Genomic DNA, 19521 nt, shown 5'->3' with positions numbered 1-19521 from the left:
GTCCACGATATGCCGGCCGGAAATGACGGAAAACCGACTATAACAGCTCTCGTACGAAGCGGCCACGCTGCTGATGATAGAAGGGCACCGGAAGCCGATGGCTGAAGCCGGCTGCGATCCGGGCCTCCAGTTCGTCCAGAATCACCGTCGTGATCGGAGGCAGGTCCAGAGCCTTGGCTTGAACGATGGTGACCCAGGCGAGCTCGACGAGTTCCGCCTCCGGTCCGACGACGCCTTCGACCTCGTCGGCGATGGCGGTGCGGTCGGCGGCGAAGAAGCGGGTATCGAACCGCCTGACGCGCTTGGGCGGGGTGACGGCCCGGCCGATGAGGTGCAGCGACTCCAGATCGGGAAAGACGCCGCGCGCCTGGAACGCCGTCCAGGCGGTGTCCGCCGGCACGCTTTCCGGGCCGCCATAGTCCTTCGTCCCGAGCAGAAGTCCGGTTTCCTCGAAAGTCTCGCGGATCGCCGCGAGCGCCAGGGCCCGGCTGCGCTGGATCGAGGGACGAGACACGCGGGCCATCAGGGCCTGCTCCGCCCGAGGGTGGAGGGCGCCGGTTACCGTCATGGACCGGTCTCCGGCCTCGATCCGCCCACCCGGGAAGACGAATTTCCCGGGCATGAACTTCAGGCCCTCATGGCGCCTGCCCATGAGCACCTTCGGGCTCCTGCCCTTGCGGTCGATGAGGATCAGGGTCGCGGCGTCGACGGGACGGAGGGTCGGGAGCTTGGGATTGGTCTCAGCGGAAACGAGGCGATCCATCCTCGCCAAGGTCTCGGCGTCCGTCACGGGCAGTATCCTCGTCGGCATTCTTCTTGGCTCGGGCGGCGCCGAAGCCATGCATACCTAGCGCGTATTGCAGCCCCACGACAGCGCCTTTCACGGACTGGAGCAGGGCCAGGCACAGGATCAGCGTCAGGGCCGGCCAGAGCGCCAGATGCAGCCACATGGGCATCTCGAGCTTCGTCTCGGTCATGAGGATCCCATAGCCGATCAGATGGCCGACGATGAAGATCACGATATAAGGCGGCAGGTCGTCGGCCCGGTGATGATGGAACTCCGTCCCGCAGGCCTCGCAATGATCCACGACCTTGAGGAACCGGCGGAAGAGCCTGCCTTTGTCGCAGGCGGGGCAATGGCCCAGAAAGCCGCGCTTCATGGCCGGGATGGCCTTCACGTCTTCCGTCATGGCCGGTGACGTCGTCTCGATCGTCAAAGACATCTTCGATCCCTAAACATTAGGCGCGGCCGCGCCGTTTAACCTTCACACGAGTCGGAGCACGTCCCTTCGGGGGAGGAGGCTTACCTGCCTTGAAACCGCGTGGTGGACGCTTCGCGCCACTCTTGGAAGGCCCGCTCCGACCTGTGACGCGGCCCCGAGTGAGAATCTCGAAGCGTAGCGCGCCTGCCACGGGGGCAGCCTCGACCAGCTTCACCTCCACCTTGTCGCCGAGCCGGTAGGTTTCCCCCGTGTCGTCGCCGCGCATGCAGTGGGTCCGCTCGTCGTAGCGGTAGTAGTCGTCGCCAATCGTGGCCGCCGGAACGAAGCCGTCCGCGCCAGTCTCGTTCAGCTTGATGAACAGGCCCGCCTTCGACACGCCCGAGATCTGTCCATCGAATGTGGCCCCAATCCGGTCGGCAAGGAAGTGCGCGATCAGGCGGTCGATTGTCTCACGTTCCGCCGCCATGGCCCGTCGCTCTGCGGCCGAGATCTTGGCGCTGATCTCGATCAGCTCCGCCCGGGTGGTATCCGGCGGCAGCCCATCCTTGCCGAGCTTGAGTGCTGTGATCAGCGCGCGATGCACGATGAGATCGGCGTAGCGGCGGATGGGAGAGGTGAAATGGGCATAGCGTCGGAGGTTGAGGCCGAAATGGCCGTAATTGTCTGCCGCGTATTCCGCCTGGGACTGGGAGCGCAGCACGACCTCGTTGATGAAGAGCTGATGCTCCGTATCCTCGACGCTGCGCAGGATGCGATTGAACAATTCAGGCTTCAGGGCTCCCTGGGTCGGAACCTTCAGGCCGATGGAGGCCAGCACCTCGCTCAAGGCCCGCATCTTTTCGAGCGAAGGCTCGTCGTGGACGCGGTAGATCAGATCGGTTTCCGCCTTCTCCAGGCTCTCGGCGGCGGCCACGTTGGCGAGGATCATGAACTCCTCGATGAGCTTGTGCGCCTCCAGCCGCTCCGGCACGAAGATCCGGTCCACTGTGCCGTCGGACTTCAACAAGATCTTGCGCTCCGGAAGGTCAAGGAACAGCGGTTCGCGGACGTCGCGGGCCTTCTTCACCAGCTCGTAGCCTGCCCAAAGCGGCCTTAGGATCGTGTCGAGGATCGGTTTCGTAACGTCGTCTGACCTGCCGTCGATGGCGGCCTGAGCCTGCTGGTAGGAGAGCTTCTCCGCCGAGCGCATCATGATCCGGTGGAAGCTGTGGCGAAGTTTTCGCCCGTCGGGGCCGATCACCATGCGGACGGCCAGGGCAGGGCGGTCCTCCCGCGGCCTCAAGGAGCACAGGTCGGTGGAGATCCGCTCCGGCAGCATCGGGACCACCCGGTCGGGGAAATAGACCGAGTTGCCGCGCTCCTGCGCTTCCCGGTCCATCGGCGAGCCGGGGCGCACATAGGCCGCCACATCGGCGATCGCCACGGTGAGGATATAGCCGCCTGCGTTGTTAGGGTCCTCGTCCGGAACGGCATGCACGGCATCGTCATGATCCTTGGCGTCCGGCGGATCGATGGTGACCAGGGGAAGGTCGCGCCAGTCCTCACGCCCATCCAGGGAAGCGGGCTTCGCTTTCTCGGCTTCCTCCAGGACGGCTTTCGGAAACTCGTTCGGGATACTGTGGGCGTAAATCGCGATCAGGCTGACGGCCTTCTCCGATTTGATCGTTCCGAGCCGTTCCTTCACCTTGGCGGTCGGCAGGCCGAAGCGGCCATGTTTCACCACCGATACGGAAATCAGGTCTCCATCCTGCGCTTCGCCCTCATCGCCGGGCCTGATCTGGAGTTCCTGGTCGCGGGCCTTCTTATCCACGGGCACGAGCCGTCCGCCACCCTCCGGCAGGGCTCGGAAGAGGCCGAGCACCTGCGCCTGCTTCTTGGCAATGATCTTGGTCACGCGACCGGAATAGCGGTGGATGTCTGCGGGCTGGAGCGGGTCGACCCGCAACAGGGCCCGGTCGCCGACGCCTGCCACCGGCATGCCGGGCCGTGGTTTGCGGTGCGCCACCAGAATGATCGTCGGGATGGGGCCGTGTTCCTCCTCGTCCCATTCGGTTGGGACGGCGATCAGTTCTCCGTCCCGATCCCTCTTGGTGATGTCCGCCAGAACGACCGGCGGCAGTTGGCCCGCCTTATGGACGGTCTTGCCGCGTCGGTCGACGACACCCTCGATCTCGAGTTCCTTGAGCAGCTGCTTCAGCCAGATCCGGTCGCTGCCCTTGATGCCGAAGCGCTGCGCGATCTCGCGCTTGCCCACCTTGCCCTGGGCGTGGGTGATGAAGGCCATGACCTCCTCGCGGGAGGGCAGGGTGGCCGATGGGGCGGCTTTCGAACGTTTGACCAAGAGATAAGCTCGTCGGGTTATAGGGTCTTGTCGCATGCGAGCGTGGCCACGGCTAGTCCGGCTCGCTCGGAACCTTGATGACGCCTGGACGGGACAAGAGATCCATGCGGGGCGAGGTCATTGGACCAAAAAAATAAGGCCCCGATGTCGGAGCCTTGAGGGACCGGCCCGTGGGGGCAGAATGAGCCGGTGAGTTCATAAAACGTATGGGTTCAAGGAAGGTTCCGTCAGTTCCGAAAATTTTTTGGAAATTTTTTGGAAATTTTTTAGGTCCGGAGAGTTGCCCCGCCTCGTCATGGCCGGGCTTGTCCCAGTTATCCCGATACGGACAAGGGCTGCGCTTCAAACCGTCGGGATCACCGGCCTTTACAACAAGGCCGGTGATGACATCGATGTGCAAACCCTTGAGACCGACTCAGATATCCAGATCCGCCTCGTCCGCGAAGGCGGCGCGTTCCTGGATGAAGGCGAAGCGGGCTTCGGGCTTGTTGCCCATCAGGCGCTCCACGGCATCGCTGGCTTCCGGCTTGTCGTCCGCCTCCACGACGACCTTCAGGAGCAGGCGCTTCTTCGGGTCCATGGTGGTCTCCTTCAGCTGAGCGGGAAGCATCTCGCCGAGGCCCTTGAAGCGGCCGATCTCGACCTTGCCGCTGCCCTTGAACACCGTCTTCATCAGCTTTTCCCGGTCGGCGTCGTCGCGGGCATAGGCCGATTTCGAGCCCTGGGTCAGCCGGTAGAGGGGCGGAACCGCGAGGTAGAGGTGTCCGCCGTCGATGAGGCGGGGCATCTGCCGGTAGAAGAAGGTGATCAGCAGCGAGGCGATGTGGGCGCCGTCCACGTCCGCGTCGGTCATGATGATGACCTTCTCATAACGCAGGTCGGAATCCTTGTAGTGGGAGCCCGCGCCGCATCCGAGCGCCTGGACGAGGTCGGAGAGTTGCTGGTTCTGGTGCAGTTTCTCCCGGCCTGCAGAGGCCACGTTCAGGATCTTGCCGCGCAGGGGCAGAACCGCCTGGGTGGCGCGGTCGCGGGCCTGCTTGGCGGAGCCGCCGGCCGAGTCGCCCTCGACGATGAAGAGTTCCGAGCCCTTGGCGCCGGCATTGGAGCAGTCCGCCAGCTTGCCGGGCAGGCGCAGCTTGCGGGTCGCGGTCTTGCGGGCGACCTCCTTCTCCTGGCGGCGGCGCAGGCGCTCCTCCGCCCGGTCGATGACCCAGTCGAGGAGCTTGTTGGCCTGCTGCGGCGCCGCAGCGAGCCAATGGTCGAAGGTGTCGCGGATCGCGTTCTCGACGATGCGGCCGGCTTCGACGGTCGCCAGCTTATCCTTGGTCTGGCCCTGGAACTCCGGCTCGCGGATGAAGACCGAGAGCATGGACGCGCAGGTCGCCATGACGTCGTCGGTGGTCACGGCCGCCATGCGCTTCGACTGGCCGACACGCTCGGCGTGCTCGCGCAGGGCGCGTAGGAGCGCGATGCGCAGGCCATTCTCGTGGGTGCCACCCTCGGGGGTCGGCACGGTGTTGCAGTACGAGATGGAGAACCCGTCCTCGTTGGTCATCCAGGCGACCGCCCACTCCAGCGAGCCGTGGCTGCCGGGCTTGGTGATCTTGCCGGAGAAGAGCTGGTCCGTGACCAGCTCCTTCCCCTCGATGTCGTGGAGCAGGTAGTCCTTCAGGCCGTTCGGGAACTTGAAGGTCGCCTCGGCCGGAACGTTCTCGGCGCCCTCGATCAGGGACGAGGCGCATTTCCAGCGGATCTCGACGCCGCCGAACAGATAGGCCTTGGAGCGGGCCATCTTGAACAGGCGGCGAGGTTGGAAATGAGCGTCCTTGCCGAAGATCTGCCAGTCGGGCTTGAAGCGCACCTTGGTGCCGCGCCGGTTGAGAACCCGGCCCACTATCTCCAGCTTGCCTTGCGGGATGCCGCGCGAGAAGACTTGGCGGTAGAGCTGCTGGCCTCGGGCCACCTCGACTTCGAGAATCTCCGAGAGGGCGTTCACCACCGACACGCCGACACCGTGGAGACCGCCCGAGGTCTCGTAGACCTTCGAATCGAACTTGCCGCCCGCATGGAGCGTGGTCATGATGACCTCGAGAGCCGACTTCTTAGGGAATTTCGGATGCGGATCGACCGGGATGCCGCGGCCGTTGTCCGTCACGGAGAGCCAGCCGCCTTCCTCCAGCTCCACCTCGATGAAGGTCGCGTGTCCGGCGACCGCCTCGTCCATGGAGTTGTCGATCACCTCGGCGAAGAGGTGGTGCAGGGCCTTCTCGTCCGTGCCGCCGATATACATGCCGGGACGGCGGCGGACGGGCTCGAGCCCCTCCAGCACCTCGATGGCGGACGCGTCATAGCCGGCCTCCCCGGGCGTGCCCTGTGGGGGCGCCTGGCGGGATACCTTGACGGCGGCGTTGCGGGCCGAGGCGGGTGCGGCGCGCTTAGGCCCGGCGCCCCCGAAGAGATCGTCATTGTCTGTCATTGGGACCTTGGCCCGGGATGATGATTCGCGTTTCTTTACACTATTTCTCATTCCGTTTTTATACGAGAACAAAACGGAAACGAAAAGGGCGGTCTGTGGTCACAACCCACAAAATCGAATTTCAAGCTAAGCCGTAAAGGTTACCAGCTGTTTCCCTCTAAAGGATGTCTTCCGACTGTCATAAGGAACTGTTTAAATTCCATTCACGTTGGAAAGGTTAAGCATGAGCTTAACGGGAGAGACGGGCGTGACGACGCGGACGACTTTGAGACCGGCACAGAAGCTTCACCTGGACCGCGCCGCGCGTAACGCCGGCGAGGCTTTCGCCTTCGACGAGCCGGACGCCGCGCCCGCAGCCCAGCGCTCCTACGGGTCGAGCTTGGTCTGGCTCTCCATGGCGGCCGTGGCCGTTCTGGGCCTCAGTTTCCTCTTCTAATCCTCGTCGGAGTTTTTGTTTCCGCCGAAGATCGCGACGAGGCGATCCTCGATCCTTTTGCCGAATGTCAGCAGAAAAAGCGTAACGAGGGTGCTGGCGATGGTGATGAACCACGCGCCCAGGCCTGCCGTGATGCCAAGACCTGCCGCGATCCAAACGGTCGCAGCAGTCGTCAGGCCGTGAACCTGCATCTCATCCCGACCACGAAGGATCGCTCCGGCTCCCAGGAAGCCAAGGCCGGTCATGATGCCCTGGATCACGCGGCTGACCGCTTCCTGATCGAAATGCAAGTCCTGGTAGACTGAACCCGATAGAATCACGAGCGCGGAGCCGAGCGAGACGAGCCCGAGGGTTCGCATCCCTATCGGCTTGTCGTGGATATCCCGATTGATTCCGACCACCATGCCGGCGACCGCCGCGCCGCAGAGGCGCAGCGTCATCTCGATTTGGTCGGCGTATTCGACAGATAGCCAGGACAGCCATTCCCGCATGGGGATCAGCCGGCCTTGGCCGTCTTCTTGGTCGCGGCCTTCTTTGCCGCCGGCTTTTTGGCTGTCGGCTTCTTGGCCGCCGCCTTCTTCGCCGTCGACTTGGTGGCGGCTTTCTTCGCAGCTGGCGCCTTCGCGGCAGCTGCCTTCTTGAACGGTGCCTTGCGCCCGCGGGCCACCTTCTTCGACGGCCCCGCCGCACGGCGGGCCTTGAGAAGCTCGACAGCCTCGTCCAGCGTCACCGCCTCAGCCGCCATGGCGCGCGGCAGGGTGGCGTTGGTCTCGCCGTCGGTCACATAAGGGCCGAAGCGGCCGGACTTCACCACGATGGGCTTGCCGGACTCAGGTTCGTCGCCCAAGGGCCGACCCGGATCGGCGGCACGGCGTCCACCGCCGCCGCTTTCCTTCGTGACGATCAGGTCGATGGCGCGATTGGCGCCGATCTCCAGCACGTCGTCGCCGGGTCCGAGGTTGGCGTAGACCTTGCCGTGCTGAACGTAAGGCCCGTAGCGGCCGATGCTGACCAGGATCGGCTCGCCCGATTCCGGGTGCGTCGCCACCTGACGCGGCAGCGCCAGGAGCTTCAGGGCTTTCTCCAGATCGACCTGAGCGGGCGTCATGCCCTTGGGTAGGGACGAGCGCTTGGGCTTCTCGCCTTCGCCGAGCTGCACGAACGGCCCGAAGCGGCCGTCGCGCAGGGTGACTTCGAGGCCCGTCTCCGGATCCGTGCCCAGCACCTTCACGCCAGGCTGGCCGCCGTTCTCAGACGACCCGTCGCCCTCGCCCTCGACGCCGCTGGCGGCGAGCTGGCGAGTGTACTTGCACTCGGGGTAGTTCGAGCAGCCGATGAAGGAGCCGAACTTGCCGAGCTTGAGCGAGAGCTGGCCCGTGCCGCAGGTCGGGCAGGTGCGCGGGTTGGAGCCGTCGCCCTTATCGGGGAAGATGTGGGGCCCGAGCAACTCGTTGAGAGCGTCGAGCACCTCGGTCATGCGCAGTTCCTTCGTCTCGCCGATAGCGGCGGAAAAGTCGCGCCAGAAGTCGCGCAGAACCTGCTTCCAGTCGATTTCCGAGTTGGAGATCCGGTCGAGCTGCTCCTCCAGGTCCGCAGTGAAATCATATTCCACGTAACGGCGGAAGAAGCTTTCCAGGAAGGCCGTGACGATGCGGCCCTTGTCCTCGGGCACGAGCCGCTTCTTCTCGATCTTCACGTATTCGCGGTCGCGCAGGGTCTGCAGCACGGCGGCGTAGGTCGAGGGGCGGCCGATGCCGAGCTCTTCCATGCGCTTTACGAGGGAGGCTTCCGAATAGCGCGGCGGCGGCTCGGTGAAGTGCTGGCTCGCATTGATGCGGCGGCGCTCCAGAGGGTCGCCCGCCTTCATCGGGGGCAGGCGGCCCTCGTCCTCGTCCGCCTCGTCGTCCTTGCTCTCGTTGTAGAGCGTGAGGAAGCCGTCGAACTTGATCACTTGGCCGGTGGCGCGAAGGTCGAGCTTGCGCGGGCCGACCTGGGCCGCGATGTCCGCCGTGGTGCGCTCGAGCTCCGCCGATTCCATCTGGCTCGCGATGGTGCGGGTCCAGATCAGGTCGTAGAGGCGGGCCTGCTCGGGCTCCAGGTACTTGGCGACCTGCTTCGGCAGGCGGCCCATGTCCGTCGGGCGGATGGCTTCGTGCGCTTCTTGTGCGTTCTTGGCCTTGGTCGTGTACTTGCGTGGGGCGCCCGGCACATAGCGGTCGCCGTATTCCTTCCCAATCACCCGGCGGGCTGCCTGCACGGCTTCCGGCGCCATGTCGACGCCGTCCGTACGCATATAAGTGATCAGGCCGACCGTCTCGCCGCCGATATCGACACCTTCATAAAGACGCTGCGCGATGCGCATGGTCTGGGCGGGCGCCAGGCCCAGCTTGCGCGAGGCCTCCTGCTGCAGGGTCGAGGTGGTGAAGGGCGGGTAGGGGTGCCGCTTGGCAGGCTTGGCCTCGATGTTCGCCACCGAGAAGGTGGCGAGTTCCAGGTCCTTCTTGAAGGCTTCGGCGTCCTTGCCGTTGCCGATGTCGAGACGCTGGATCTTCTTGCCGTCGGCGCCGACGAGGCGTGCGTCGAAGACCGCGCCGTCCTTGGTGGCAAGGGTCGCGATCAGGGACCAGTATTCCCTCGGCTTGAAGGTTTCGATTTCGAGTTCGCGGTCGCAGACGAGGCGCAGCGCCACAGACTGCACGCGGCCGGCTGAGCGGGCGCCGGGAAGCTTGCGCCACAGGACGGGGGAAAGGGTGAACCCGACGAGATAATCCAGCGCCCGGCGGGCCAGATAGGCGTCGACGAGCGCCTGATCGATCTGGCGCGGCTGGCGCAGGGCTGCCTGCACCGCATCCTTCGTGATGGCGTTGAAGGTCACTCGCTCGACCGGCAGGTCCTTGAGGACGCGTTTTTCACGCAGCGCTTCGAGGACGTGCCAGGAAATCGCCTCGCCTTCGCGGTCCGGGTCGGTGGCGAGGATGAGCTTCTCGGCTCCCTTGATCGCCTTGGCGATGTCCGACACCCGCTTCGAGCCCCTGTCCTCGAGCGTCCAGATCATGCGGAAGTCGGCATCCGGGTCGACCGAGCCATCCTTGGCGGGCAGATCGCGGATATGCCCGAAGGAGGCCAGGACCTCGTAATCCTTGCCGAGATACTTGTTGATCGTCTTGGCCTTTGCAGGCGACTCGACGACGAGGACTTTCATGAACGAGTTCCTAAAAGCGGGAGCAGACGAAGACCCTGCGGACAGGGCAGACTCGACGGTCGGCCCCTGACTGTCGCAGGGCGGGATAAGTGGTTGATGATCGCTGACAAGTCAAATCGGACTTGTCCGTATAGTCCCTATATGGCGGCGAAGGCCCGCTCCAGCAAGGGATTCACCGCGTCTCCCAGGTCGTTGGCACCGATCATCCGCGAGGGGGCGGCCAAGCGGGTGAGGGCATAGGCCTGGGTAATCTGGGCTGGCGCGCAGCGTGCCAGGGCCGCCGTCGCGGCGAGGACGAAGAGCCGTTCGGCCACGAATCTCGCCTTCGCCTCCGCGTCGGACGATTGGAGCGCCAGGACGATGTCGCGCGCCGCCTCCAAGGCTCCCGGAAGGTCGGCGACATCCGCCATGAGGCGCTCCAGGACGGAGGCTGCGACCTCAGGCTCCCGGTTCTCGGCTCGCAGAATGTCGAGGGCGATCACGTTGCCGGAGCCCTCCCAGATCGCATTGACCGGGGCCTCCCGATACAGCCTGGGCAGGGCACTCTCCTCCACATACCCGTTGCCGCCGAGGCACTCCATGGCCTCGTAGAGGAGGCGTGGGGCCGCCTTGCAGATTCCGAACTTGGCCGCCGGGGTCACGAGCCTGGCACAGGCAGCCTCATGGTCGTCCGCGTGTGCCAGATCGAAGCTGTGGGCGGCCCGCAGGGCAAGCGCCGTCATGGCCTCGCTTTCCAGGGCAAGGTCGGCGAGGACCGTCCGCATGGGCGGCTGGTCGATGAGCTTCTTCTGAAAGACGCTGCGGTGGCGGGCATGGTGCAGGGCGAGAACCAAACCCATCCGCACGAGACCCGCCGAGGCGACGGCGCAGTCGAGGCGGGTCAGCTGCACCATTTCGATGATGGTCCGAACACCGCGGCCCTCCTCACCGATTCTCCAGCCGAAGGCATCCTGGAACTCGACCTCGGAAGAGGCATTCGAGCGGTTGCCGAGCTTGTCTTTCAGCCGCTGCAGGCGAAGGGTATTGAGAGAGCCGTCGGGCCGGAAGCGGGGGACGAGGAAGCAGGTCAGCCCACCGGGAGCCTGGGCGAGCACGAGGAAGGCGTCGCACATGGGCGCCGACATGAACCACTTATGTCCCGTGAGAGCATATTCGTCCCCGGCCCGGGGAGCCGCCTTAGTCGTGTTCGCGCGGACATCGGTGCCGCCCTGCTTCTCGGTCATGCCCATGCCGAGGGTGACGGCTGTCTTCTCCCAGAAGGGAATGAAGCGGGAATCGTACTCCCGCGAGCGGATTCTCGGCAGCCACTCGGCGAGCCGGGCCGGGGAGGCGGTGAGCGCCGCCACGGAGGCATGGGTCATGGTGATGGGGCAGACATGCCCGCTCTCCACGCCTGCCGCGGTATAGATCCGCGTGGCCCGCGCCACATGGGCGTGACCGGATTTCGGCTCGTCCCAGGTCGAGGCATGGAGCCCGTCCTCCATGCTGGCTCGCATGAGCAGATGGTAGGCCGGATGGAATTCGACCGCATCGATTCGGTAGCCTCTTGGATCATGGGTTCGCAGCTTCGGCGGGTTCTCGTTGGCGAGCCGGCCTATATCGAGCCGCTCCGCCGATCCCCAGGCTTCGCCGAAGGCCATGAGCCCCTCCGCCTCCGCATCGACGCCGCTGACTTTCAGGCCATCGAGCAAGGGACGATTGGCGGCGACAAGGTTCACGTCGCCGAAGGGGGGAGGCTGATTGAAGACCTCGTGGGTGTCATGGGCGGGTGACATGGCGCGATCCTCTGAAAGATGCTCCGGTTATTTTAGGGCGGCTTGTGCGAAGCGTTGCGCCCAACATGTCGCTCCCCGTCATTCCGGGGCCGCCCAGCGGAACCCGGAACCCATAGCCGCTGACGGTTCAGAATGAGTCGCAACGCCGCGCGCTTTTCTCTCTATCTCGTGTTTATGGGTTCCGGGTTCGCGCCGGAGGCGCGCCCCGGAATGACAGCGGTGCTTCAAGCAATCGAGATGGCCGGGACAGGCCCTGCCAGACGGTGGAGGGCGCCAAAGTCGGGATCAATCAGCACCTGGGCAAAATCTGGCGTCATGCCAAATCCCTTGCTTGCCGCCGTTTCCCGGAGCGCCTATAGCCATCGCTTTAAGATGACTAACGCTCCCCGATCCGTTTTTCCCCACCGGCATCTCCTCGGAATCGAGGGGCTGTCTCCTTTGGACATCGAGGCGCTTCTCGATCTCGCCGATAGCCAGGTCGAGGTGAGCCGCCAGATCGAGAAGAGCAAATCGAGCCTTCGCGGCCGGACGCAGATCAACCTCTTCTTCGAAGCCTCCACCCGCACGCAGTCGTCCTTCGAGATTGCCGGCAAGCGGCTGGGCGCCGACGTGATGAACATGCAGGTCGCCTCGTCTTCGGTGAAGAAGGGCGAGACCCTGATCGACACGGCCGTGACGCTGAACGCCATGCGGCCCGACATCATCGTCGTGCGCCATCACGCGGCCGGAGCGGTGCATCTGCTCGCCCAGAAGGTCGATTGTTCGGTGATCAATGCGGGCGACGGCGCCCACGAGCACCCGACGCAAGCCCTGCTCGATGCCCTCACGATCCGCCGCAACAAGGGACGGATCGCCGGACTCACGGTGGCGATCTGCGGCGATATCCTGCACTCGCGGGTCGCGCGCTCCAACATGATCCTGCTCGCCGCTATGGGCGCGCGCGTGCGCCTCGTCGCGCCCTCGACGCTGCTGCCCCCCGGCATCGCGCGTCTTGGCTTCGAGACCTTCACCAGTATGGAGGAGGGCCTGAGGGATGCGGACATCGTCATGATGCTGCGCCTGCAGCGCGAGCGCATGAACGGCTCCTTCGTGCCCTCCGTGAAGGAGTATTTCCGCTTCTACGGGCTCGATCAGGAGAAACTCGCCTTCGCCAAGCCGGACGCCCTTGTCATGCATCCCGGTCCAATGAACCGGGGCGTGGAGATTTCCTCGGACGTGGCGGACGGTGCGCAGTCCCTGATTCGCGAACAGGTCGAGATGGGCGTCGCCGTGCGCATGGCGGTGCTGGAGGCTCTGGCGAGCCACCTGCCGAACCGGTGAGAGGCGTCATGAGCAATCAACCTATCCTCTTCACGAACGCCCATCTCGTCGACCCGGCCAGCGACCGCGAGGAGCAGGGTGGCGTGCTGGTGCGCGACGGCGTGATCCAGGCCGTCGGTCCGCAGGTCACGGCCGCGGCTGACGCGCAGGTGATCGATTGCGCGGGCCAGGTGCTCGCCCCCGGCCTCATCGACATGCGCGCCTTTATCGGCGAGCCGGGCGGTCCCTATCGCGAAACCTTGAAAAGCGCCGGAGAGGCAGCCGCGGCGGGTGGCGTCACGACCGTCGTGTCCATGCCGGATACGAGCCCGGTGCTCGACGATCCGGCCGTCATCGATTTCATCGTGCGCCGGGCACGCGATACGTCCATCGTCAATATCTGTCCGGCGGCCGCCCTGACCAAGGGATTACAGGGGCAGGAGATGGCGGAGATCGGCCGGCTCAAGGAGGCCGGCGCCATCGCGTTCACGGATGGCGCGCGTTCCGTCACGAACGCCCAGGTCATGCGCCGGGCGCTCACCTACGCCCGCGACTTCGACGCGCTGATCGTCCATCACGTGGAGGATCCCGACCTCGTCGGACAGGGCGTGATGAACGAGGGCGAGTTCGCCTCGCGGCTCGGGCTTCCCGGCATCCCGCGCGAGGCGGAGACGGTGATGCTCGAGCGCGACGTCCGCCTCGTCCGCCTCACCGGGGGGCGCTATCACGCGGCGATGATTTCCTGTGCCGATTCGGCGGAGATCGTCCGGGCCGCGAAGGGGAAGGGGTTACCGGTCACCTGCGGCGTGTCGATCAATCACCTGGCGCTCAACGAGAACGACATCGGCGATTATCGCACCTTCATGAAGCTCTCGCCGCCCTTGCGCCACGAGGACGACCGGCAGGCCATGATCGAGGCGCTGGCCGACGGCACGATCGACGTGATCGTGTCGGACCATAATCCACAGGATGTTGAGAACAAGCGGCTGCCCTTCGCGGAGGCGGCCGATGGGGCGGTGGGGCTCGAAACGCTGCTTTCGGCAGCCCTGCGCCTGGTCCATGCGGGGCGCATTTCCCTGCCCAGGCTCCTGCGGGCGTTGTCCACGAGACCCGCTGAAATCCTCGGGCTTTCTGGTGGGCGCCTGAGCGTCGGCGCGCCGGCCGATCTCATCGTCTTCGATCCCGACGCCCCTTATGTGCTCGACAAGCGCCGGCTCAAGTCGCTGTCCAAGAATTCGCCCTTCGACGAGGCACGCCTCGAAGGCCAGGTCTCCACGACGATGGTGGCGGGCAGGGTGGTTTTTCATCGCGATACGATGTAACGAGAAATGAATGTCTGACGAAGCCAACCTCCTGCACCTGCTCGCAGCGCTGATCTTCGGCTATCTCCTGGGCTCTATTCCGTTTGGGCTGATCTTCACCCGTATGGCGGGCCTGGGCGATGTGCGCAAGATCGGCTCGGGCAATATCGGGGCCACGAACGTTCTCCGCACAGGCCGGAAGGGCTTGGCTGCTGCCACCCTCATCGGCGATGCCCTCAAGGGGACCGTCGCGGTGCTGGTCGCCGCGCATTGGGGTCCGCAATTCGCCACGCTTGCTGCACTCGGCGCCTTCCTGGGGCACCTTTTCCCGGTCTGGCTCAAGTTCAAGGGCGGCAAGGGCGTTGCCACCTTCATCGGCGTGCTGATCGGCCTCAAGCCCCTGGCGGCTTTGATCTTCTGCCTAATCTGGCTCGGGGTTGCCTTCGCGAGCAAGTACTCCTCGCTCTCCGCCCTGATCGCGAGCGCGGCGACGCCTGTCGTCCTCTGGCTTCTCGGGGAGCCCGGCATGGCCGGCGTGGCGATCATCCTCATGGCGCTGCTCTGGTGGAAGCACAGCCAGAACATCAGCCGTCTGCTTGCCGGGACCGAGGGCAAGATCGGCCAGAAGGGATAATTCATGATCCTGACGGATGAGCAGCGTCTCGATTGGCTTCGCCTCATCCGGTCAGAGAAGATCGGACCGCGCACCTTCCGCGCCCTCGTGAACCAGTATGGCGGCGCGGCTGCCGCCCTGGAGGCGCTGCCGGAGCTCGCCCGTCGCGGCGGTCGGTTAATGCTGAAGGTCTGCAGCCGGGCGGAGGCGGAAAAGGAAATGGCCGCCGCTGCCCGTCTCGGTGTTCGTTTCATCGCCATGGGCGAGCCGGACTATCCGAAGACCCTGAAGGCCATCGATACCGCCCCGCCGCTGATCGCCGTTCGCGGTTCGACCACCATTCTGGCCAGCCCCTCAGTCGCGATCATCGGATCGCGCAATGCGTCCGCTTCCGGCCTCACCTTCGCGGAGCGCCTGTCCCGCCAGCTCGGTGAGGCGGGGTACGTGGTCGTGTCGGGGCTGGCGCGCGGGATCGACACGAAGGCCCACAAGGCGAGCCTTGAGACCGGAACGGTCGCCGTGCTGGCTGGCGGTCACGACCGGATCTATCCTGCCCAGAACGAGCCGCTCCTTCAGGCCATCGTGGAACAGGGCGGGGCGGTGGTTTCCGAGATGCCGATGGGCTGGGAACCGCGTGGGCGCGACTTCCCGCGCCGGAACAGGATCGTGTCGGGGCTTTCCTATGGCGTGGTCGTGGTCGAGGCGGCGCGCCGCTCGGGCTCGCTCATCACGGCGCGCTTTGCCCTGGAACAGGGGCGGGAGGTCTTCGCCGTACCGGGCTCGCCGCTCGATCCGAGGGCTGAGGGGACGAACGATCTCATCCGCGACGGCGCCACCCTCTGCGCCGCTATCGAGCACGTGACTAGCGTCCTGGAGCCGCTGATCGCCTCCGGGCCGGACCTCGACCGAGGAGCCGAAGAACCGCAGCATGTGATCGGCGTGGAGGAACTCTGGGACGAGCTGGATCTACCCGATGTCATCCGCCCTCCCGTGCGACCTGTCCCGCTCGACGCCGGTTTCGAAGAGGAACGAATCGAAGCCGAGGCTGACCTGATCGCATTCCTCGGCCCATCGCCCGTGGCTATCGACGATCTCGTCCGGCAGTCGGGCCTTTCCATCCGCAACGTTCAGATGGCCCTGCTGGAACTCGAAATGGCCGGGCGCCTCGAACGTCATGGCGGGAATGCGGTGTCGCTCATCGTCGGGCGCTGACCTTTTCCTTCAAGGACCCTCGTCCGTCGGCTGCAAGGCCCTGATGGCCTCCAATCGCGCCATGTCGAGGAGATAGGCCAGTAGATCGAGTTTCGTCTCTCGAGCAAGATAGGATAACTCGGCCGAAAACTCGGAGATGTATTGAGCTGTCTCCTGAGCAGACATTTTTGCTCGGCTCGCGAGGAGATTCTCCGCCTCGTCAGGGGCCTGGTCACTGAGGGAGTGGCGCGGGTTTTTGGACATCGAGGCTGTCGCTGTCTCCTTGTTTCAATTCGTCTAGATAGCAGTTCAACCTGAAATAAGACAAGTGGGTTTATCATAATCTAAGGTTGTAATTCGAGGTTGACGGAAAGAGCAATAGTGGCGTCAAGGCAAGCGCCTGCCGGGTTTTGGGAGCGGGAGGGCGGCTTCTGTCATTTGAATCGAAGTGCTTAAAATTCGTGGAACCATCGACAGAAGCTGAATAAGCCTGCATTGGAAACCGGATTTCTCACCCTGCTTGTATTGTCCGCGTAAGCTCGAGGCCCTCGATGATCCAAGTGACGAATTCCATTGCAATCGACGAGGCGGAGCTTCAGGAGAACTTTATCCGCGCCTCGGGGCCGGGCGGTCAGAATGTCAACAAGGTCGAGACAGCCGTTCAGCTGCGTTTCGATGTGCGTAACTCCCCCTCTCTGCCCGACTATGTCAGGGAAAAACTGGAACGGCTCGCCGGAAAGCGGCTGACCAACGAGGGCGTTCTGATCATCACCGCCCAGCGCTTCCGCACCCAGGAGCGCAACCGCGAGGATGCGGTGGAGCGTCTGGTCGAGCTGATCCGCCAGGCGACCGAGCGTCCGAAGACGCGTCGACCAACCCGACCGACATTGGCTTCCAAGAAGCGCAGGCTCGAGGCGAAAGGGCGACGGGCCGAGATCAAGAAGGGCCGCAGCGGCAAACCGGGCTTCGATTGAGGCGTCACCCCTGAAGGACGATGCCGCCGAAGCCGAGAAGATCGGCGAAGACGGCAAGCACGATACCGAGGCCGACGAGGATGAGGCCGGCGAGGAAGAACCGGACCGAGCGGTTGTAGCGCTTGAGCTGGAGCGAGGAGACCAGCAGGAGATCCGCCAAGGCCTTTACCTGCAGGGCGAGACCCAGGGCGATCAAAGCAACCGAGATGAGGTCGGAATGGGTCCATTCCCCCGGCAGGGCCGACCAGCGGCTCAAGAATCCGAGAGAGAAGCCGACGACGACCCCGATGGCCGTGATGGAGCCGTTGCGAAAGGTTGAATCGACCCTTTGTCGCTCTTCGGGTTCGATAGGTTCGGCAGCTTCCTTCGCCATCGTCAGGCTCCACCTCGGCACGAGGCCGCAGTTGCGCAACCGGACGCGATCTTACCTCACTTGAGAGCCGGTCCAGAGGCGAAACGGGCGGCGACGCCTCACTCCGAGGGAGGATAGGCGTGCTCGCCGCCCTTAAAGTCCAAGACCGTGGTGCAGCCGCCGGATCCGCGAATGGCCTCAGGGCCGATGACGGCCTTCCCGTGCCCGCCGGGGATGTCGAGGATATAGGTCGGCTGGCAAAGCCCCGAGATCCGGCCGCGCAGGCCCGCCACGAGCGCGCGGCCTTCCTCAACGGAGAGCCGAAAATGGCTCGTGCCGGGGGCGAGATCCGGATGGTGGAGGTAGTAGGGCTTCACCCTCGTCTCCACGAAGGCTCGCATGAGGTCCGCCAGAGTATCGGCATCGTCGTTGACGCCCTTGAGCAGTACCGATTGGCTGATCATCACGATGCCGGCATCCACGAGCCGGGCGCAGGCCGCGCGAGCGGCCGGCGTCATCTCGCGCGGGTGGTTGGCATGGAGAGCTACATAGGCCGTCTTGCCGCTCGCCTTCAGGGCCGCGTTCAGGCTCTCGTCGATTCGCTCCGGCTCGACCACCGGAACGCGCGTATGGAAGCGGACGATCTTCACGTGATCGATGGACGAAAGTCGCTGCATGATTTCGGCGAGGCGGCGGGGCGAGAGAACCAACGGATCGCCACCGGTGAGGATCACCTCCCAGATCTCCGGGTGATCGGCGATGTAGCCGAAGGCTCGATCCATGGCCTCCGGCGAGAGGGTGCCGAGCCCCTGCGGGCCGACCATCTCCCGGCGGAAGCAGAAGCGGCAATAGACCGGACAGACATGCACCGCCTTGAGCAGCACACGATCGGGATAGCGATGCACGATGCCCTCGACGGGGCTGTGCGCGAGGTCGCCGATGGGGTCCGCCCGCTCCTCGGGAGTGACCTTCAACTCGGCCGGATCGGGCACGAACTGGCGCGCGATGGGATCGTCAGGGTCTTTTCGGTCGATGAGCGCGGCCATGGCGGGGCTGATCGCGATGGCATAGCGCTCGGCCACATCTCGGATGCCAGCGAGATCTTCGGGCGCGACGAGACCAGCCTCGAGCAGATCGTCAGGCGTGCGGAGGGGGCGGCTCGCGTTCATCGGTTCGTCTCCGGCACGGGTGCCCAGATCACCTGATCGATGCGCGATGCCCCGGTGGCGAGCATAGCCAACCGGTCGAAACCGAGCGCGATGCCGCCCGCTTCAGGCATCTGCGACAGGGCCGCCAGGAAGTCCTCGTCCACGGGATAGCTTTCTCCATAGACCCGCATCTTCTCCGCCATCTCGGCCTCGAACCGACGCCGCTGCTCGGATGCGTCGGTCAGCTCGCCGAAGGCGTTGGCGAGCTCAACCCCGCAGGCATAGAGCTCGAACCGCTCCGCCACACGCGGGTCGCGGGCGGTCGGGCGGGCAAGGGCTGCTTCCGCGACCGGGTATTCGTCCAGGATCGTGGCGCGCCCGAGGCCGAGACGGGGCTCGACCCGCTCCACGATCACGCGGCTGAACAGGTCGGCCCAGGTATCGTCCTCCGCCACGCGGAGGCCTGCCTGGCGAAGGTCCGAGGCCAGATGGTCCCGGTCCGTCGCGCCGCTCCGGTCGATGGAGGCGAGAAGGTCGATGCCGGCGAAACGCTGAAAGGCTTCGGCCACGCTCAGGCGCTCTGGTTCCCGGAAAGGGTCAGTCTCACGGCCACGATAGACGAGGGTACGGGTGCCTACGGTCTCGGCCGCGAGGCTCAGGATTTCGCCGCAATCCCGCATGAGGGTCTCGTAGTTCTCGCCCGCCCGGTACCATTCGAGCATGGTGAATTCCGGATGGTGCAGGGGGCCGCGCTCCCGGTTTCGGTACACATGGGCGAAGCAGGCGATCCGGGGCTCGCCAGCGGCCAGCAGCTTTTTGCAGGCGAATTCCGGCGACGTGTGCAAGTAGAGGGGCGTCCTGGCCCCGTCATGACCGATCGCCTCCGTCATGAAGGCATGGAGATGCGCCTCGTTTCCCGGCGAGGTCTGGAGCGTGGCCGTATCGACCTCGACGAAATCCCTGGCAGCGAAGAACCCGCGCAGGGCCGCCTGGATCCGGTTCCTTCCCAATAGGAACGGGCGCCGGTCCGCATGGACGTGAGGCGTCCACCAGGGAGAAGGGGCAGGTGCGGGCTTATCCATTCCAAAGGCGCTCGTTAAGGTCGGACTGGTGATTTGCGCGAAGATAGGCTACTTGCGGCACCGAAACAGTTTTTCGGTGCCACTGGGGGCGGGACGACCCGACCCTCA

16 protein-coding genes are annotated in these 19521 nt (G+C 64.8%); 6 read left to right on the top strand and 10 right to left on the bottom strand.

Annotation, left to right across the window (positions count from 1 at the left end; translation table 11 throughout):
* Nucleotides 1-37: 37 nt before the first annotated feature.
* From AB4097_RS08025 to parE, 4 genes are all read right to left on the bottom strand, one after another.
* Nucleotides 38-763 carry an NUDIX hydrolase gene (locus tag AB4097_RS08025; protein WP_442038362.1) on the bottom strand — a complete coding sequence of 242 codons (726 nt, stop codon included), beginning with the start codon at nucleotides 761-763 and terminating at the stop codon, nucleotides 38-40.
* The gene (locus AB4097_RS08020; protein WP_442038257.1) at nucleotides 741-1223 is read right to left on the bottom strand and encodes a DUF983 domain-containing protein; all 483 of its coding nucleotides are present in this window, start codon (nucleotides 1221-1223) and stop codon (nucleotides 741-743) included. The genes AB4097_RS08025 and AB4097_RS08020 overlap by 23 nt, the downstream gene beginning before the upstream one ends.
* A gap of 16 nt (nucleotides 1224-1239) precedes the next feature.
* Nucleotides 1240-3564, bottom strand: a complete 2325-nt coding sequence (rnr, locus tag AB4097_RS08015; protein ID WP_442038255.1) for a ribonuclease R — start codon at nucleotides 3562-3564, stop codon at nucleotides 1240-1242.
* 415 nt (nucleotides 3565-3979) lie between these two features.
* Nucleotides 3980-6040 carry a DNA topoisomerase IV subunit B gene (gene parE, locus AB4097_RS08010; protein WP_442038253.1) on the bottom strand — a complete coding sequence of 687 codons (2061 nt, stop codon included), beginning with the start codon at nucleotides 6038-6040 and terminating at the stop codon, nucleotides 3980-3982.
* 223 nt (nucleotides 6041-6263) lie between these two features.
* On the opposite strand from parE, the gene AB4097_RS08005 reads away from it, so the two are divergent.
* Complete coding sequence (locus AB4097_RS08005; RefSeq protein ID WP_442038251.1) at nucleotides 6264-6476, top strand: hypothetical protein; 213 nt, start codon at nucleotides 6264-6266, stop codon at nucleotides 6474-6476.
* On the opposite strand, the gene AB4097_RS08000 is transcribed toward AB4097_RS08005, so the two are convergent.
* The 3 genes from AB4097_RS08000 to AB4097_RS07990 form a co-directional block, all read right to left on the bottom strand.
* Nucleotides 6473-6967: an MgtC/SapB family protein gene (locus AB4097_RS08000; RefSeq protein WP_442038249.1), complete on the bottom strand. Its 495-nt coding sequence runs from the start codon at nucleotides 6965-6967 to the stop codon at nucleotides 6473-6475. The two genes, AB4097_RS08005 and AB4097_RS08000, sit on opposite strands and share 4 nt — an antisense overlap.
* Nucleotides 6968-6972: 5 nt before the next feature.
* Nucleotides 6973-9678 carry a type I DNA topoisomerase gene (gene topA, locus AB4097_RS07995; protein ID WP_442038247.1) on the bottom strand — a complete coding sequence of 902 codons (2706 nt, stop codon included), beginning with the start codon at nucleotides 9676-9678 and terminating at the stop codon, nucleotides 6973-6975.
* Between the two features lie 137 nt (nucleotides 9679-9815).
* Entirely contained in the window at nucleotides 9816-11453 is a 1638-nt protein-coding gene (locus tag AB4097_RS07990; RefSeq protein ID WP_442038245.1) for an isovaleryl-CoA dehydrogenase, read from the bottom strand.
* A 372-nt stretch (nucleotides 11454-11825) separates the two neighbouring features.
* On the opposite strand from AB4097_RS07990, the gene AB4097_RS07985 reads away from it, so the two are divergent.
* The 5 genes from AB4097_RS07985 to arfB all read left to right on the top strand — a co-directional run bounded on the left by AB4097_RS07985 (nucleotide 11826) and on the right by arfB (nucleotide 16831).
* Nucleotides 11826-12773, top strand: a complete 948-nt coding sequence (locus AB4097_RS07985) for an aspartate carbamoyltransferase catalytic subunit (protein ID WP_442038243.1) — start codon at nucleotides 11826-11828, stop codon at nucleotides 12771-12773.
* Between the two features lie 8 nt (nucleotides 12774-12781).
* Entirely contained in the window at nucleotides 12782-14074 is a 1293-nt protein-coding gene (locus tag AB4097_RS07980) for a dihydroorotase (protein WP_442038241.1), read from the top strand.
* A 10-nt stretch (nucleotides 14075-14084) separates the two neighbouring features.
* Nucleotides 14085-14687, top strand: a complete 603-nt coding sequence (plsY, locus tag AB4097_RS07975) for a glycerol-3-phosphate 1-O-acyltransferase PlsY (RefSeq protein ID WP_442038239.1) — start codon at nucleotides 14085-14087, stop codon at nucleotides 14685-14687.
* A 3-nt stretch (nucleotides 14688-14690) separates the two neighbouring features.
* Nucleotides 14691-15878 carry a DNA-processing protein DprA gene (gene dprA, locus AB4097_RS07970; protein WP_442038237.1) on the top strand — a complete coding sequence of 396 codons (1188 nt, stop codon included), beginning with the start codon at nucleotides 14691-14693 and terminating at the stop codon, nucleotides 15876-15878.
* Between the two features lie 530 nt (nucleotides 15879-16408).
* The gene (arfB, locus tag AB4097_RS07965; RefSeq protein ID WP_442038235.1) at nucleotides 16409-16831 is read left to right on the top strand and encodes an alternative ribosome rescue aminoacyl-tRNA hydrolase ArfB; all 423 of its coding nucleotides are present in this window, start codon (nucleotides 16409-16411) and stop codon (nucleotides 16829-16831) included.
* A gap of 4 nt (nucleotides 16832-16835) precedes the next feature.
* On the opposite strand, the gene AB4097_RS07960 is transcribed toward arfB, so the two are convergent.
* From AB4097_RS07960 to epmA, 3 genes are all read right to left on the bottom strand, one after another.
* The gene (locus AB4097_RS07960; protein ID WP_442038233.1) at nucleotides 16836-17204 is read right to left on the bottom strand and encodes a hypothetical protein; all 369 of its coding nucleotides are present in this window, start codon (nucleotides 17202-17204) and stop codon (nucleotides 16836-16838) included.
* A gap of 98 nt (nucleotides 17205-17302) precedes the next feature.
* A complete protein-coding gene (locus AB4097_RS07955) occupies nucleotides 17303-18352 on the bottom strand; it encodes a lysine-2,3-aminomutase-like protein (protein WP_442038231.1) in 1050 nt (349 codons plus the stop codon).
* On the bottom strand, nucleotides 18349-19413 hold the full coding sequence (epmA, locus tag AB4097_RS07950; RefSeq protein WP_442038228.1) for an EF-P lysine aminoacylase EpmA: 1065 nt from the start codon (nucleotides 19411-19413) through the stop codon (nucleotides 18349-18351). Before epmA ends, AB4097_RS07955 begins: the two co-directional genes overlap by 4 nt.
* Between the last annotated feature and the right edge of the window lie 108 nt (nucleotides 19414-19521).

This window comes from Microvirga sp. 2MCAF35 (assembly GCF_052115545.1).
GTDB lineage: Bacteria > Pseudomonadota > Alphaproteobacteria > Rhizobiales > Beijerinckiaceae > Microvirga.
Note: the sequence above shows the minus strand (reverse complement) of the source record. Positions and strands in the feature narration are given on the sequence as shown.